The sequence below is a fragment of the Ilumatobacteraceae bacterium genome (assembly GCA_033344875.1).
Classification (GTDB): Bacteria; Actinomycetota; Acidimicrobiia; order Acidimicrobiales; family Ilumatobacteraceae; genus Ilumatobacter.
Genome location: JAWPMO010000001.1, coordinates 4,507,226 through 4,522,311 on the forward strand (window position 1 = coordinate 4,507,226; position 15,086 = coordinate 4,522,311).

The 15,086-nt window shown below is 69.2% G+C and carries 11 protein-coding genes; 2 read left to right on the forward strand and 9 right to left on the reverse strand.

All coding sequences use genetic code 11. From position 1 onward, the window contains the following. Nucleotides 1–9 precede the first annotated feature (9 nt). The 3 genes from R8G01_21330 to R8G01_21340 form a co-directional block, all read right to left on the reverse strand. Nucleotides 10–1,695, reverse strand: a complete 1,686-nt coding sequence (locus R8G01_21330) for a DUF2339 domain-containing protein (protein ID MDW3216549.1) — start codon at nt 1,693–1,695, stop codon at nt 10–12. Between the two features lie 98 nt (nt 1,696–1,793). Further along, nucleotides 1,794–3,239, reverse strand: coding sequence for an AMP-binding protein (locus R8G01_21335; GenBank protein MDW3216550.1), 1,446 nt, complete (start codon nt 3,237–3,239; stop codon nt 1,794–1,796). 48 nt (nt 3,240–3,287) lie between these two features. After that, nucleotides 3,288–5,174, reverse strand: a complete 1,887-nt coding sequence (locus R8G01_21340) for an alpha-amylase family protein (protein MDW3216551.1) — start codon at nt 5,172–5,174, stop codon at nt 3,288–3,290. A 90-nt stretch (nt 5,175–5,264) separates the two neighbouring features. Between R8G01_21340 and R8G01_21345 the strand changes: the two genes are divergently transcribed. After that, nucleotides 5,265–6,263: a Gfo/Idh/MocA family oxidoreductase gene (locus R8G01_21345; protein MDW3216552.1), complete on the forward strand. Its 999-nt coding sequence runs from the start codon at nt 5,265–5,267 to the stop codon at nt 6,261–6,263. A gap of 162 nt (nt 6,264–6,425) precedes the next feature. Here R8G01_21345 and R8G01_21350 read toward each other — a convergent pair whose 3' ends face one another. The 3 genes from R8G01_21350 to R8G01_21360 all read right to left on the reverse strand — a co-directional run bounded on the left by R8G01_21350 (nt 6,426) and on the right by R8G01_21360 (nt 11,079). Beyond that, complete coding sequence (locus R8G01_21350) at nt 6,426–7,691, reverse strand: HNH endonuclease (protein MDW3216553.1); 1,266 nt, start codon at nt 7,689–7,691, stop codon at nt 6,426–6,428. Between the two features lie 422 nt (nt 7,692–8,113). After that, nucleotides 8,114–10,114: a D-alanyl-D-alanine carboxypeptidase family protein gene (locus tag R8G01_21355; GenBank protein MDW3216554.1), complete on the reverse strand. Its 2,001-nt coding sequence runs from the start codon at nt 10,112–10,114 to the stop codon at nt 8,114–8,116. Nucleotides 10,115–10,314: 200 nt separating this feature from the next. After that, on the reverse strand, nt 10,315–11,079 hold the full coding sequence (locus R8G01_21360) for a hypothetical protein (protein ID MDW3216555.1): 765 nt from the start codon (nt 11,077–11,079) through the stop codon (nt 10,315–10,317). A gap of 186 nt (nt 11,080–11,265) precedes the next feature. Here R8G01_21360 and R8G01_21365 point away from each other — a divergent pair, with 186 nt between their 5' ends. Beyond that, the gene (locus R8G01_21365) at nt 11,266–11,997 is read left to right on the forward strand and encodes a DinB family protein (GenBank protein ID MDW3216556.1); all 732 of its coding nucleotides are present in this window, start codon (nt 11,266–11,268) and stop codon (nt 11,995–11,997) included. A gap of 80 nt (nt 11,998–12,077) precedes the next feature. Here the strand turns inward: R8G01_21365 and R8G01_21370 are convergent, their stop codons facing one another. From R8G01_21370 to R8G01_21380, 3 genes are all read right to left on the reverse strand, one after another. Next, the gene (locus R8G01_21370) at nt 12,078–12,617 is read right to left on the reverse strand and encodes an ACT domain-containing protein (GenBank protein MDW3216557.1); all 540 of its coding nucleotides are present in this window, start codon (nt 12,615–12,617) and stop codon (nt 12,078–12,080) included. Between the two features lie 80 nt (nt 12,618–12,697). Then, complete coding sequence (locus R8G01_21375) at nt 12,698–14,170, reverse strand: hypothetical protein (protein MDW3216558.1); 1,473 nt, start codon at nt 14,168–14,170, stop codon at nt 12,698–12,700. Further along, complete coding sequence (locus tag R8G01_21380; protein MDW3216559.1) at nt 14,167–15,051, reverse strand: phytanoyl-CoA dioxygenase family protein; 885 nt, start codon at nt 15,049–15,051, stop codon at nt 14,167–14,169. Before R8G01_21380 ends, R8G01_21375 begins: the two co-directional genes overlap by 4 nt. Between the last annotated feature and the right edge of the window lie 35 nt (nt 15,052–15,086).

A 15,086-nucleotide genomic window follows, 5' to 3' on the forward strand; every position in this document is an offset into this window, starting at 1 on the left:
ATCAGTGTCTCACGCGGTTCCCTCGTCGGGTTCCGAACCGGAGCGGGTGAGCCGTGGGAGCAGGAATCCGAGTCGGAGCAGGCCGATGCCCACCAGGAAGAACAGACCGGCGCGCCACAGGGTGTCGACCTCCTGCAGATCGACGGTGAGGAGCTTGCCGACGGTCAGGGCGAGCACGGCCAGACCGGTGGTCGCCGCGTCGGCGCGCTTGCGCACCGCCCCGGTGACGAACACGGCGGTGCCGACCGACGCCCAGATGACCGACACGACCGCCTGGCCCTGGGGAACGTGGACGAACACCGAACCGACCCACACGAGGAACAGGGTGAGGGTCGCGACCGCGCCGGCGCGGCGGACGTCGCGTTCTCCGATGAACCGGATGCCGACCGCCAGCGCCACGACCACCAACAGGTGGGCGAGGTCGTCGCCCCACGCAACGTCGTCGGCCCACGCGTCGATCGTCGCGGCGAGGGTGTCGGCGGTCGCGATCGTGGCGAGCACGGCAGCGTTGACGAGCACTCGGATGTTGCGCCCGAGCGCCCTGCTCAGGAGGATCAACCCGGCGGCCTGGACGGCCAACGCCACGAAGACCGCCGTCGCCGACAACAGCACGGTGATCCCGATCGAGCACGTGACGCTCGCTCCGAGTGCCAGCGACACCGAGTGCGGCCGTCCGATGCGGAGGACGATCGCCGCCCCGGCGGTGACGGCGGCGATCGCGAAGGCGGTCATCGCGATCGGCGTGTCGCTGTGGTCGTCGAGGAACCCGATCAGCGTGATCATGAACGCCCAAGGCGCCGCGAGCGCCGCGAGCTGGACCTCGAACTGCTGCCACCGCGACGTCATGTCGCCGATGCTGGGGACGACGAACAGCGAGCCGACCAGCAACACCGTGGCCGCCGCCACCACGGATGTTTCGCCGATGCCGGCCGACTCGCCCGACAGCACCAGGAGGGCGATCATCCCGACCGCGTGCGCGAGCGGACGGACCGCGAACCAGCGACGCTCGATCGACAGCGCGATGCCGGCGCCGACGACCACGACGAACCAGACGGTCGTCGTGACGAACGGAGCGTCGTCGGCGTGAGCGCCGATGACCGCCCACGCGGTCGATCCGCCGGCGAGGGTCGCTGCCGCGACCCATTCCGATCGGATCGATCGAGCGAGAACGAGTCCGCCGGCTGCGATCACGGCGGTGGCGGCGAACGCGGCCGCCTCGTCGGCGCGGTCGAGGAACAGGTCGGAGGCGAACGTGGTGAAGAACGCGAGCACCCCTCCCGAACAGAGCGCGTGTGTCCAGGCAGGTCGCGTCGACCGGAGACGGAGTCCGGTCGCGATGAACGCTGCCGACACGAGCAGTGCTCCGGCGAGCTGCAGCTCCGGCCCGATCCAGTCACGGCTGATCGCGGTGCTGACGGCGAATCCGACGGCGAGCACGACGAGGCCGACGCCGCCCCACTTGAGCACCGACTCGCTGTCGATCCGCAGCGGGGCCCGCGCCGCCCGTCGCTCGGGGACCGGTGCCGTGGGTGCCTTCGGCCGTGGTGCCGGCCATGGCGAACGCTCGGTCGTCGGGGGCACCTGGACGGGCGTCGTGGCACCCTCCAGTCGGGTCCGGAGGCGTTCGACCTCCTGGTCGAGGCGGGCGACGCGCAGTTCCAGCTCTGCGACACGATCGACCCCGTCGTCGTCCATACGTCCATCCTGACACTCGGCCGGAGGCCACACACGGGGCGGAGGTCCCGACGCCGTGCCGGCGGCGCCGAGTGACGGCGCTGGCGTCGTCGTGATGGTCAGTGGCGTTCTTCGGCGAGCAGACTCCGGCGAACCTTGCCGGCGTCGTCACGTACGGGCTCGCTCACGAACTCGTACGTCGAGGGGGCCTTGTACGACACGAGCCGCTCGGCCACGTGCACGCGCAACTGGGCCTCGTCGACGCCATCGGGTACATCGACGATCGCGTGCACGCGCTGGCCGAGATCCTCGTCGGCGATACCGATGACGGCGCAGCTGCGCACGGCCGGGTGCTCGTCGAGCGCCGCCTCGACCTCGGCCGGATACACATTGGCGCCGCCACGCAGGATCAGGTCCTTGCGGCGGTCGGCGAGGTAGACGTATCCGTCGTCGTCCATCCAGCCCAGGTCGCCGAGACTCTCCCATTCGGTGTCGGCGAGGGCCTTCGGTTCGGCGCCGATGTACGCGTACGTCGAGCCGGGGCCGGCGTCGGCGAGCATGTAGATCTCACCGATCTCGCCGGCCGGCAGGTCGTTGCCGTCGTCGCCGACCACCTTCATCCTGCCGACGATCGGCCTGCCGACCGAGCCGTGATGGTCGAGCCACTCGCGGCCGGTGATCCAGGTGATCGCCTGGACCTCGGTGCCCGCGTACAGCTCGCACAGCACGTCGGGTCCGACCCAGTGGATCCACTCCTCCTTGAGCCACGGCGGACACGGAGCGGCCATGTGCACGGCGACCTCCAACGACGACATGTCTGCCGCGGCGCGCACTTCGGCCGGCAGCTTCCAGATCCGTGCCATCATCGTCGGCACCATGTAGAGGTACTTCGGACGGTGTTCGGTGATTGCGTCGAGGACCTGCTCGGGGACGAACCGCGGGAAGTTCACGACGTGGTTGCCACCGACCAGGGCGAGCGCCGAGATCGAGAACGGGGCGTTGTGATACAGCACGCCAGGGATCACGCACGCCGAACGGTGGGGGAGCCCGAACCCGGCGCGCTCGGGGTCGAAGGCGCCGGGCGTCGTCGCCAGGATGATCTTGGGGCGACCTGTACTGCCGCCTGAGGTGGGGGCCTTCCAGCAGCGCGTGATCGCGTCGGGGAGTTGGTCGTCGCTGATCGACCCGTCGGGTTCGTACCCGATCGGGATGCAGGTGCGGTGGGGGATGCGGCCGTCGTCGACCCCGACGACGATGCGCGAATCGGCGAGTTCGACGATCTCCTCGAGCTCGCGGCCGGGAAGTTTCGCCGACACCGGCTGGGGGGTGGCCCCGAGTTTCCACAGTGCGAACGCGGATTCGAAGAAGGCGGTCGAGTTGGGGAGCGCGATCGTGACGAGGTCGTCGGCGACGACGCCCAGGTCGGCGAACGCTCGCGCCAAGCGGTTGGTCCGGCGGTCGAACTCCTGCCAGCTGAGCGTGACGTCGCCGCAGGTCAGCGCCGGCTCGTGCGGCCGTTCGGCCGCGTGCATCGAGATGGCCCGTGACATCGACATCGCTTCCATGCCGGGAGCGTAGGCAACCGGGTCGTGCGGAGAACCACCGAGGGGTCGTCAGGCCGGTGGTGGAGCCGGCACCGTCGCGTAGTTCGCGTCGGCGGTGATCCACCGGACCTGCAGGGGGCCGACTCGCCACGGATGACGATCGTCGGGTGCGAGGACGTCGACGGCACCGGTCAGGGTGTCCGGTCGGGCGACGATGTCGACCGTGTCGTCGCCGACGTTGGCGAGGCCGACGAGCTCGCCGAACCGCGGGTGTGAGCGATGCCAGGCGAACACCGACCGGAACCCGGGGTCGAACGTGCGGATGGTGGCGTCGTCGTCGTGGAGCGCCAGGCACGATGTGCGCGCCTGGACGAGGTGTCGGATGCCCGACCACATGCGCCCCGTCGGCGTCGTGGTGTCGTGTCGGAGTGCGGCGAGGTCGTCGTCGAACGCCGGGCGATGCGTCCAGCGGCTGTCGCCTCCGTGGGTGGGGCCGGCGGCCCAGTTCATGTCGTCCTGCTGGCCGAGCTCGTCGCCCATGTAGATGATCGGGATGCCGCCGTACCCGAATGCGATGCCGTACAGCAGCAGAACCCGCCGGATGGCCAGGTCGAGTGCGTCGGGATCGTCGGCCCCGAGCGCGGCGGTGACGCCGGCGAGGGTTGCGGACATGCCGCTGGTGCGTTCGTCTCCGGTCTCGGTGTTCGTTCCGAACGGCGTACCGCGTGCGAACGACTGCCAGAAGTCGCCGCGGTAGAACGCGGCGAGGAACTCTCGGTGTCCGGCGCCGCTGAGCCCGAGGTGGGCGGCGTCGGCGTCGTCGATGGCCCACCCGATGTCGTCGTGACAGCGCACGTAGGTGAACCACGTGGATCGTCCGGGGATGTCGGCGAGACGCGAGATCGCGTGTCGGGCGAGGTCGGCGCGGCCCGACGCCAACATCGACCAGCCCTGCACCATCAGCTGGTTGTGGTAGGCGAGCTCGCATTCCCGGCGCTCTCGGCCGTGCTCGTGTCGGCCGAGGTAGGCGACCAGATCGTCGGGCGCGACGATCGCCTCGGCGAGCAGCACGGTCGAGGGCGCGGCCATCGCGAGGACGGCGCGCAGCGCCTGCGCGATCAGGTGCGCCTCCGGCTGGTTCTGGCAGTTGGTGCCGAGCCGTTTCCACGTGAACGCGATCGCGTCGAGTCGGAGGATCTCGACGCCGAGGTTCGCGAGTCCGAGCGCGAGATCGGCGATCTCCAGCATGACGTCGGGGTTCGACCAGTCGAGGTCCCATTGGAACTCGCGGAAGGTCGTCCAGACCCAGCGTTGGAGTTCGTCGTTCCAGGTGAAGCTGCCGGGTGCCAGGTTCGGGAACACCTCGGGCAACGTGGCTTCCCAGGCGTCGGGCTCGGTGCGGTCGGGATACATGCGGTACAGCGCCTGGTGGTACTCGGAACCGTCGACGGCCGCCCGGGCCCACTCGTGATCGTCACTGGTGTGGTTGAGTACGAAGTCGACACAGAGGCTGATCCCGTTCGCCCGAAGATCGGCGATCAGTGCGCTCAGGTCTTCGACGGTGCCGAGTCGTGGGTCGGGGCGGTGGTAGTCGCGGATCGCGTAGCCGCCGTCGTTCTCGCCGGCGCGGGGCTCGAGCAACGACAGGAGGTGGAGCGTGTCGACGCCGAGTTCGGTCAGGTATGGGATGCGACGGCGGACACCGGCCAGGTCGCCTCCCAGACGGTCGACGTAGGCCATGTACCCGATCCGCTGCCGTCCCTGGTACCAGTACGGCGACGCCGCTCGGGCCCGATCGAGGTCGACCAGCTCGGACGGGCGCGCGGCGTCGGCCGCGCGGGCACGCTCGACGAGGGCCTTGCCGACGGTGCCGGCCTCGTCGCCGTACAGGCCGGCCAACGCGGACTCGAGGTCTCGACGCCACTCGGCGACTCGCAGTTCGAACTCCTTCGCCACCTGAGCCAGCGTACGTGCGCTTGCTATCGTGCGCCGCATGCTGAATGGCGTCAATCAGGCTGATCGGGCTCGCTCGGGGCGGAGCGCCTCATGACGGTGCGTCTCGGTCTGGTCGCGGCGTCACGGATTGCCGTGGCAGCGGTGGTCGAGCCGGTCCGCGAGGTCGACGGCGTCGACCTCGTCGCCGTCGCGGCCCGCGATCTGGGTCGGGCGCAGGAATCGGCGGCCGAGTGGGGTGCCGACCGCGCGTACGGGTCGTACGAGGAGCTGATCGCCGACCCCGACGTCGACGCCGTGTACATCGGCACACCGGCATCGCTGCACCGCGAGTGGGCGATCGCCGCGATCGAGGCGGGCAAGCACGTGCTGTGCGAGAAGCCGTTCGCCGCCAACGCGGATGATGCGCGGCTGATCGCCGATGCGGCCAATGCGTCGGACGTGGTGGTCATGGAGGCGTTCCATTGGCGCTACCACCCCTACGCAGCGCAGATCCGCGACGTGCTCGATTCGGGTGTGCTCGGCCGGATCGATCGCATCGACGCCGTGTTCGACATTCCGGAGGGCCGCATCGACCGCGACGACATCCGTTGGAACCTGCCGTTGGGCGGCGGCGCCACCATGGATCTCGGCTGCTACCCGATCCAGTGGGTGCGATTCGCCGCGGCCGCAGACCCCGACGTGGTGTCGGCCTCGGCGGTGTGCCCGGTCGAGGGGATCGACGCGTCGCTCACGGCCGAGCTGCGCTGGCCGTCGGGCGTGACCGGATCGATCTCGTCGTCGATGATCTCGGACGGCGACCAGGTGGTCGCGTCGCTCACCGTGACCGGCGAACGCGGCACGATGCTGGCGAACAACCCGCTCGCACCCCAGATGGGCAATGCCGGTATCACGGTCGAGACCGCGGACGGCACACAGACCCACGAAGTCGCCACGTCGGCGACCTACTTCCATCAGCTCGTTGCCTTCCGTGACGCGATCGTCGACGGGACCGCGTTCCCGACCACGGCCGACGACGGTGTGCGCAACATGGAGATCGTCGACGCGTGCTACCGGGCAGCCGGCCTCGAGCCTCGCCCCGCCATCGACTGACAGCGAGCCGGTCGGGGGTCGGGCGCGTCGATCCGTCCCGACGACCGGCGTGTCGGTAGCGGCTGGGGCCGCGCCGGTTCCATTCCGTCCTGAGCCCGCTCGTGCGAGGGCAGCCGCGGTCGTCGGATCGAGATCGCAACGGTCGGGCTCGAGCGGCGTGCGTCACGCTGCGGTTCTTCGCCGGCCGTTTCGCTGCCGAGTGAGGTCGGCGAGGTCGGGTCGGGTTCGGCCGAACTCGGCGCCATCGGGTTGTCGGATCACGAGTGTCCGGTCGGGCTCGAGCGTGAGCGACCAGCCCGATTCGTGGACCACGTGATGGTGCCGGGAACAGATCGGGATCAGGTTGTCGAAGTCGCTCAGCCCGCCGTGCTCCCACGGGACGATGTGATGGATCTCGCAGCGGTCGAACTCGACGTCGCAGCCGTGGAATGCGCAGGTTCGGTACATGGCATGCAGGGCGCGGCGCTGGCGGCGGTTGGCGTGGCGGATGGTGTCGCCGGCGTCGAGGGCGTTGCCGTCGGCGTCGACGATGATCGGGGTGATGCGCCCGGTGCAGAGCAGCCGTTGGACGGATGCAGGTGGGAGGTCGAGCCCCTGGCTGGTCTCGCACACCGAGTGATCGTGGAGGTCGCCGGATGCCGCGGTGGCGGCGTCGATGATGACGGTGATGTCGGCCTCCGCTGGCCGGATGGCCTGGTGGCCGCCGGCGACGAGTTGGCCGAGTTCTTCGGCGGCGAGTTGGTTCCGGTTGACGGTGCGGTTGACGAACGCGGGGTCGCGCCGGTGCTCGCCTTCGGCGATCATGGCGGCGACCTGCCGGTCGACGGCGCCGAACACCTGGTCGGCGAGTTCGGGGTGCAAGGCGAAGCGGCCCTCGATCATGCCGGTCGCGGCGTTGAGCTTCCGGGACAGGTAGGTGTCGCGTCGTTGCCGGACGTTGCGGGCGAGACCGTTGTCGCGCTCGAGGTTGCGGGCGCGGTCGCGGATGTGGCGGCCGAACCGTTCGGGCGACATGGTGGTGGCTGCGCCGAGCAGGTCGGGGGCTTCGTCGAGGAGTGATGCCTTGACCTCGTCGTCGAGCCTGGCGGTGGCGTTGGCGAGTGCATCGACGTGCTCGGCGCCGATCGCGCCGTCGGCGAGGGCATCGCCGAATGCGGGCGCTTCGTCGAGTGTCTTCGAGCGCCGCTCCTTGCGCTTGCCCTCGGCTGCGGACACACCACCGCAGCGAGTGTGGACATCGGCCGCGGGTGCGCCGCCGGCCGCGTCGTGGAGCACGGTCATGCGCGACGTGATGCGGGCCTCGGCGGCGTCGAGCCAGCCGCGTGTGAGGCGGACGTCTCGGAGCAGATCGGCGCATCGCGCCGAGTCGGCCGCGGTGACATCGCCGTCGATCGCCTCGATCGCCATGATCACCCCGTTCCGATTCATGCTCCCATCATGCGCACGAGGCTGTGACAGAATTCCGAGACGAGGACACAACGGAACGAGGTTTCCCGCGCCGTCGAGTGTTGAGCGGTCGCGCCGTCGGCCACCGCACCGGAGTCGAAGTGTGGCGCGTCTCGCTCGATCTCGGTCGTGATGACCGGGCGCAGATATCGGGGCCCATGAACTGCACATCGGGCGCCGGCTCCCTCTGGGGTCTTGTTGGGGCACCCTCTCGGCAATGCTGAGGATCCCGTCACGTCCGCGATGTCGACGGAGAGGAGAGCGTTCCGTTTCTCGACGAGGCCTGCCCCGAACTCTCGGCAGGACCAAGGGGGTTCGGTGTACCCACTGCTGCACCGGGCGAGCTCGGCTCTGCCGATCCTGGGGCCTCCTGTCACGCAATCCGGCGGCCTCGTCGGGCGACCTCAGGGGGTGTAGTAGCCGAACACGTCGGCGAGCACGTGAGCTCCGGTGTGGCTGAAGACGGCGAGCCGTCCGGTGTCGTCGACCGCGAGGATCGCGGCGTTCGCCCGTGTCTCGCCGGCCTCGGTGACGTTGACGTTCGACACCTCCGGTTGGTCGGAGGCGCTCGGCCATGCCGTGATGTGGCCTGGGCCCGATGGGCCGGTGACGGTGAGATTGAAGACGGCCGCGGCGGCATCGGCTGGAATGCCCGCCGCGGGTGCCACGAGCGCCGTCATCGTCTCGCGGCCGCCGATCTGGCCTGATGGTTCGGATTCCGAGCGGGTGTCGAAGGTGCGCTCGGGCGGCAGGGGCACGAAGAGGCCCGACGTCGGTTCTCCGCCGTGACCGTCGCTGGTGAAATACCCGAACACGTCGACGATCAGGTGGGTTCCGTTGTGGGGGGAGACCACGAGGTCGACGGTTCCGTCGGGGGCCACGGGTGTGATCACCAGGTTGGCGGCGGTCTGGCCCGGCTGGTCGACGTTGAGGTTCGATGTACCGCCGCCGTCGCGGTCGTGGGGCGTCACGGTCACGAAGCCGGGTCCGGTGGATTGGGTGGCGGTCAGGTTGAGTACGACTGCACTGACGTCATCGGCCGACAGGTCGGCCGCCGTGAGCACGTCGATCCGGCGGGTGTCTCCGGGTTCGACGAAACCTTCGGGCGACTCGGGGGTCCGGGTGTCGGCGACACGCTGCGGATTCACGGTGCGCATCCGACCGGCCTGTGCCGTCTCGGACTCCTCGTAGTACCCGAAGACGTCTGCGATGAGGTGCGTCCCTGACAGGGTGTAGAAGCTGATCCGCCCTTCGACTCCGACCGGTACGGTGACGAGGTTCGGCACGGTCTGGCCCGATCTGGTCGCGTTGACCGACGACACGGTCGGTCGAGGCGTTCCCGTGGGCCACACCGTCACGAAGCCGGGATCGACGGTTTCTGTCATCGTCACGTTCAGCACCACGGCGCTCACGCCGTTGTCGGGCACCTGGCCGATACCGGCGATCCGGAAGTCGAACTCTTCCCCGGCGCAGAGAGGCCCGTGAGGGGAATCGTCGGTTCGCGTGTCGAATGCTCGCGCCGCGTCGACGGGAACGAAACGTGATGGGCCGCCGGCAGGCTCCGCGCGTTCGGGTGGGACAGCGGACTCGTCGGCGTCGAGGTCCGGCTGGAAGCCACCCTCGCCGCGGCAGATGATGGTGCGCTTGCCGACCCACACGTACTCCCACGGCTCGGGCACCGGCCCTTGGTCCCGCGCACCGGGCGGGTAGCTCGGCACGAACCCGTGCTGCTTGGCATTGTGGTAGTTGTCGGCGGAGAGCCAGTCGAACCCCCGTGTGTCCGCGAAGTCCGACAGGTCGAAACCCTGCATGGTGATGTCGATCGCGTAGCCGGTGTGGTGCTTCGAGTATCCCGGGATGGAGTGGTAGCGGAGAACGGAGTCGATGGCGCTGTCCGCGTCGCCGGCAGCAATCTCGGACAGTGTGTACGGGCGCCCGATCCGCGCCGTGCCCTCCGAGTCCAGCTCGGTTCGGAAGATGCCCCGTTGATCGTCGACGGAGCGGTATCCCGACACCAACTCGAGGTCGATGCCGTCGCGAGCGGCAGCGCTTCGCAGCGAGGCCCAGGCGTCGGCGACGAGGCCGTGCAGTTCCTCGCCGTCGATCCACTCGACGCCGGCGACCATCTCGGGGCGCAACTCGTAGCCTCGGCCCTCGGCGATCGACCGGATCCGGGAGTCGGCATCGCCGTCTCCGGTGATCGAGGGTGGCGTGCCCACCGGGTCGGTGCCGGGAAGATCGAGTCCGCCGAACAGGTCGGTGAACTCGTCACCGGTGAAGACCGGGAACGGCTCCGATGCATCGACCCGACGGGTCTCCGCGGCGATCAGCAACGGCACCACGGCCGCCATGAACGCGAAGATCATGAGCCGACGACGCATGGACAGCGCCTTTCTTCGATGCATGGCGAGAGCTTCCTTTCTCTGGACGAAACCGAGATGTGCGTTCTTCGCAGGGCTGATCTCGTGGCCGCCAGCCGTCGCCTACCCGAAACGGGGGTCGCGTCAATCATCGACACTCACCCGCGCAGGTTTGCGGTCGACCGTTGCCTCGGAACGAGTCGGCACGCGGCCACCACGACACCCCCACGAGGGGCCGCCTGTCGTCAAGCCTGCGGCGAGAGGTTCACTTCGATGCGGTCATAGTGGATCGAGGTTCGTCCTTCGAAACCCGAGTCGGTTCCCACGAACAGCCAGAGATTCCCCTCGTCGTCGGTGGTTGCCTCGATGGCGGCCGAATGTTCGACCATGGCGAAGGGCGGTCGGTCACTGTCGAGGGCTTCCTCGCAGGGGATGCCGTTGGCGACGTCGCCGGCGATCACAGCCGCCGGCCCGGCCTGCGACTGGTTGCCCTTGTCGACGCTGAGGCGTACGTCGCCGTCGCTGTTGACCGGGAGAGGTTCCTCGGCGGTTGCGCCCACCTTCAACCAGACCGACTCGCCCGGAGCGCCGCCGATCCCGGCACAGCCTGTCGGGGCGTCGGACGCGAACTCCACCGTGTAGCCGATCTCGTAGTCGGTCGACGGCTCGAGTCCGTCGTCTGGTCCGACCTGGCGACGGAGAAACATGAAGACGTCGTCGGAGGTGTTGGTCGCGGCGAGGTGGACGAAGCCATCGGCGGCATCGAAGCCCGGGGGTGCGCTTCCGGTCTCGGACAGGAAGTCGTCGGGCCGGGTGGCTTCGCTGAAATCGCTCATGTCCGAAGCCCAACCGTCCGAGCCGTTCTCGAAGTCGTCGACGAGGGTGACGTCCCCGCCGGGTCCGGAAGTGGTCGTGGAACCGTTCGTCGAGTCGTCTTCGTCGCTACACGATCCGATCACCACCGCACTCAGGGCGATGGCGATCACGGCTCGTCGACGTCGTGCTGTCATACGACTGGTGTACCCAGACCGGTCGGCACCGATACGCGACCAGGGTGCTCCGACGGCAACGGTGCCGCACGTACGCCGTCTCGCAACAGGTCGGTGAGGACGGGACCTCGCACGCGAGGGCGAGGTCGGAGCGTGGGTGGTCCGAGGGTGGGAATCGTCGTCGTCGAGGAGTGTCAGAATGCAGCGATGACGGTCTACTCCGGTACCGATGAGTTCGAGGGTGCGACGTTCGTCAGGACGAGCTTCAAGGGCGCCACCGTCAGATCGTCCGACGTCAGCGGCGTGACGATGCGCAGCGTCGAGGTGAACGGCCTCGACATCGACAGCCACGATCTGTTCTTCGGCAGCCTCATCGTCAACGGCGTCGACGTGGTGCCGTTGGTCGACGCCGAACTCGACCGACAGTTCCCCGGTCGCGAGCTCCAGAAGGCGCAGACGCCCGAGGGCCTGCGGGACGGCTGGTCCGCGGTCCAGGCCGCGTGGCACACGACGATGACCGACACCCCGCCGCACCTGGTTGATGCCCACGTCGATGACGAGTGGTCGCTGGCCGAGACACTGCGTCACCTCGTGCTGGCGACCGACGCCTGGCTCCGCGGCGGGATCATGGGGATCGAGCAGCCGTTCCACGAGATCGGTCTGATCTTCACCGGCGCGGCCGACATGGGTTTCGACACGTCGATCTTCCGGGCCGACGAGCCGGCCTTCGAGGACATCCTCGCGGTACGAGCCGGGCGGCAGCAGATGGTGACCGACTTCCTGGCCACCGCCACGCCGGAGCTGCTCGCCGAGGAGCGCGACAACCCGTGGGGCGGCGGGGACTGGCATCCCACTGTCGGCGACTGCGTGCGCGTGATCCTCGAGGAGGAGTGGGCGCACCTGCGCTACGTCCAACGAGACCTCGCCCTCGTGGGGTGAACGGAGCCCTCGGCCCGCCGTCGACATCGACCGACGCCGCGAGCTCGTCCTCGACGTCACGAGGACGAGCTGCGACCGACTTACTCGGCGGGATCGTCGTCGGTGAGATCTTCGACGTCCAGGGCGATGCCCGAGCTGGACGCGAGCTCACCGAGCGAATCGAGCACGGCATCGAGGTCGGTGCCGACCGGCACGGTCATCTGGACGGTGATCTCGAACCGTGAGCCACCATCGGTCCCGGGCAGATCGGTGACCGTGCCCAGCCGCGAAATGCTGATGCCGTGGGCGCCGATCGCCGAGGAGATCTCGTGGACGACGCCGGGGCGGTCATCACCGGTGAGCCGCAGCCGCACCTCGTCGGTGTCCGGGACGGCGGTCGGTTCTTCGACCTGCTGGGCGGTGACGTGCAGACCCTGGTCGCGGAGCACGAGCAGGTTGGTGAGGAGCTCGTCGACCCGGTCGTCGCCGACTTCCACGACGACGACGCCGGCGAACGTCCCGCCGATCTCGGCCAACTCGCTGCGCTTCCAGTTGCCGTCGTGGAAGCGAACCACGTCGGCCAACGAGGCGACGACGCCCGCCCGGTCGCGCCCGATGATGGTCAACACCAGTTCGATCATCCCGCCACTATGTCATGCACGGCTCGGCGAGGAGCCAGGCGCCCGTCGTCCGGGTGGGGTTCATTTCGACCCCTCGTCGGTCAAGCGAGGCCGGCCGTGGAGCCGGCGAGCCTCACGGGGCGGCCGCAACAGTCGTTCGCCAACAGTTCCGCCATCGTGTCGGCATCGGTCGACTCGGCCCAGTGGCGGCTGCCCGCCGGGTCGAGGCATGCGAGAATCGCCCGTTCGGGCTGCATGTTGCGGTCGAATGTGACCGTGTAGGTCTCGAGCGTCGCGCGGTCCACCGGTGCGGAGGGCGACGGACGTGAGGGCAGCGCGTCGACCTCGGCCTGGGCGTCGGTCGTGCGGAAGCCGACGGCGGGTGGTTCGCCCGACAGCACGAGCGCGCTGTGGTTCGTGAACACGCCGCCGTTGCCGGTGAGCAGGGCGCGCTCGGTGGGAGCATCGCGCAGCAGCCGAACGGCACGGGTCAGCGGGAGGATGCAGTAGCAGTTGAGCGGACCGGCGGCGAACGTCAACCCGCCGGTGATCGTGAAGTCGCGGGCGGGGTCGATGCCGAGCTCACGTTGTGCGAGCTGCACGGCGACGGGGAAGCACGAGTACAGGTCGATCAGCGCGCAGTCGTCGTGGCCGATCCCGGCCAGCTCGAGGGTGCGGGAGCCCGACACGCGCATGCCGGGTGTCTCGTCGAACGCCCACCGGTTGGTGGCGTGCCACTCGTCGGCGACCCCCACGCCCGACCACGGGAAGATCCAACGATCCGACGGAACGCCCGCGGCCCGGGCGGCCGCCACCGAGCACATGACGACCGCTCCACCCTGGTCGACGTTGAGGTTCGACGTCATCAGCTTCGGGTACGGGCTCGCCACCGGCCGATTCGACTCCGACTCGGTGGCGATCGCCGCGGCGTCGAGCGGGGTGCGGCTCCACGCGTCGGGGTTGTCGGCGGCGACCAGGCTGGCCCGAGACCACAACCCCGCGATCCGCATCCGGTGCTCGTCGAGATCGTCGCCGAGGCGGTGCCGGAGCGCGGTCTCGGCCATCGCGTAGAACCGTGAGACCACGTTGACGCCGATCTCGTTCTCGACCTCGGCGAACATGTCGCGTTCGTTGCCGAGCAGCTCGTCGGGCGCCGCATCGTCGCGCTCGGTGAGGTAGTCGGTGGTCGTGCCGCGAGCCCGGTCGCTCCGGCGGGTACGCAGTGACTCCGCGCCGCACACCACCGTCGTGTCGATCTGGCCCGACTGGATCCGGGTCGCGGTGTCGATGACGAGGTCGTACAGCTGGTTGCCGCCCGAGGTGGTCATCGTGGTCCGTGCCGTCGGCGTCCCGATCCGCTCGGCGACGAGTCGGCCGGGATCTCGGTACGGCCAGACACCCCACACGACCCGGACGTCACCGATCGTCGGTCGGACGGCGGCGGCGGCGGTGGTGTCGGTGAGCGCCTCCTCGACACACCTGGCCATCAGGTCGATCGGTTCGCACCCGTAGTCGCGGTCGTTGATCTGCCCGGCCCCGATGATCACCGGGGTCCGCGGGTCGACGCGGCTCACGCCTGGTCGCTCGACAGTTCGTCGACGAATCGTCGGTGGTGGCCCGATGTGTCGGCGACGTCGGTGATCGCCAACTTCGTCCGCTGCTCGCCCCGCAGCACGGCCAGCGGATCTTGCTGGTCGCCGACGTAGCCGAGCGCGAAGGCGCCCTCCTGGTACCCCATCATCTTGAGCAGTTCGTCATCGAGTCCACGGGCGACCTCGGGCGAGCACGCGAGGTACTGGTTCTCCTCCTGGCGCACCCAGCCGACCGAGTAGGTGATGTTGACGCCGCGCCTGACCGAGGTGCTGCGGTTGGCCCCGCCGCCGTGGATCACCTTGCCGTCGTAGAACAGCACGCTGCCCCGGGGCATCTCCGCCTGCGCGGTCTCGACGACGGCCGCCTCGTCGTCGGGCATGGCGGAAGTGCCGGGGGCGATGTGCGTCGCCCCGTTCTCCGCGGTGAAGTCGGTCAGCGCCCACATCGTGTTGCACTGGACGTGGTACTCGGGTGGGAACGGGAAGAAGTCGAACGCCATCTGGTCGCGATGGAGCTTCTGCTGCGTCTCATCGGGCTCGATCGAGATGATCTGCGTCAGGTGCAGCTGCACCGAGGTGACGTGGTCGAGGAACGCCCGCACGGTGCCCACCACCGTGGGGTGCATGATCAGCTCGCGCGACGTGGGGCACCGCTCGATCAACTGCCCCGTGCGCCGGGTGTGGCGCCCGTCGTACTCGTCGCGCCCCGCTGCCGACGCGTCGATGTACGGCGCCGCCTCGGCGTCGAGCCGGTCGAGTGTGGCGTCGTCGGCGAGCCCTTCGACGATCGCGTAGCCGTGCGTCCGGAGGTGGCTGGAGATGCCATCGACAGGAGTGTCGGGCGGAAGTCGATGCAGTCCCATGGCGGCATCGTAGGCGTCGGGTCGGTGAGCGATCT

What these genes read in the sequence shown, in the direction of transcription:
- R8G01_21330 (MDW3216549.1), bottom strand. Translation starts at nt 1,695, where the DNA reads ATGGACGACGACGGGGTCGATCGTGTCGCAGAGCTGGAACTGCGCGTC.
- R8G01_21335 (MDW3216550.1), bottom strand. Translation starts at nt 3,239, where the DNA reads ATGGAAGCGATGTCGATGTCACGGGCCATCTCGATGCACGCGGCCGAA.
- R8G01_21345 (MDW3216552.1), top strand. Translation starts at nt 5,265, where the DNA reads ATGACGGTGCGTCTCGGTCTGGTCGCGGCGTCACGGATTGCCGTGGCA.
- R8G01_21350 (MDW3216553.1), bottom strand. Translation starts at nt 7,691, where the DNA reads ATGAATCGGAACGGGGTGATCATGGCGATCGAGGCGATCGACGGCGAT.
- R8G01_21355 (MDW3216554.1), bottom strand. Translation starts at nt 10,114, where the DNA reads ATGCATCGAAGAAAGGCGCTGTCCATGCGTCGTCGGCTCATGATCTTC.
- R8G01_21360 (MDW3216555.1), bottom strand. Translation starts at nt 11,079, where the DNA reads ATGACAGCACGACGTCGACGAGCCGTGATCGCCATCGCCCTGAGTGCG.
- R8G01_21365 (MDW3216556.1), top strand. Translation starts at nt 11,266, where the DNA reads ATGACGGTCTACTCCGGTACCGATGAGTTCGAGGGTGCGACGTTCGTC.
- R8G01_21370 (MDW3216557.1), bottom strand. Translation starts at nt 12,617, where the DNA reads ATGATCGAACTGGTGTTGACCATCATCGGGCGCGACCGGGCGGGCGTC.
- R8G01_21380 (MDW3216559.1), bottom strand. Translation starts at nt 15,051, where the DNA reads ATGGGACTGCATCGACTTCCGCCCGACACTCCTGTCGATGGCATCTCC.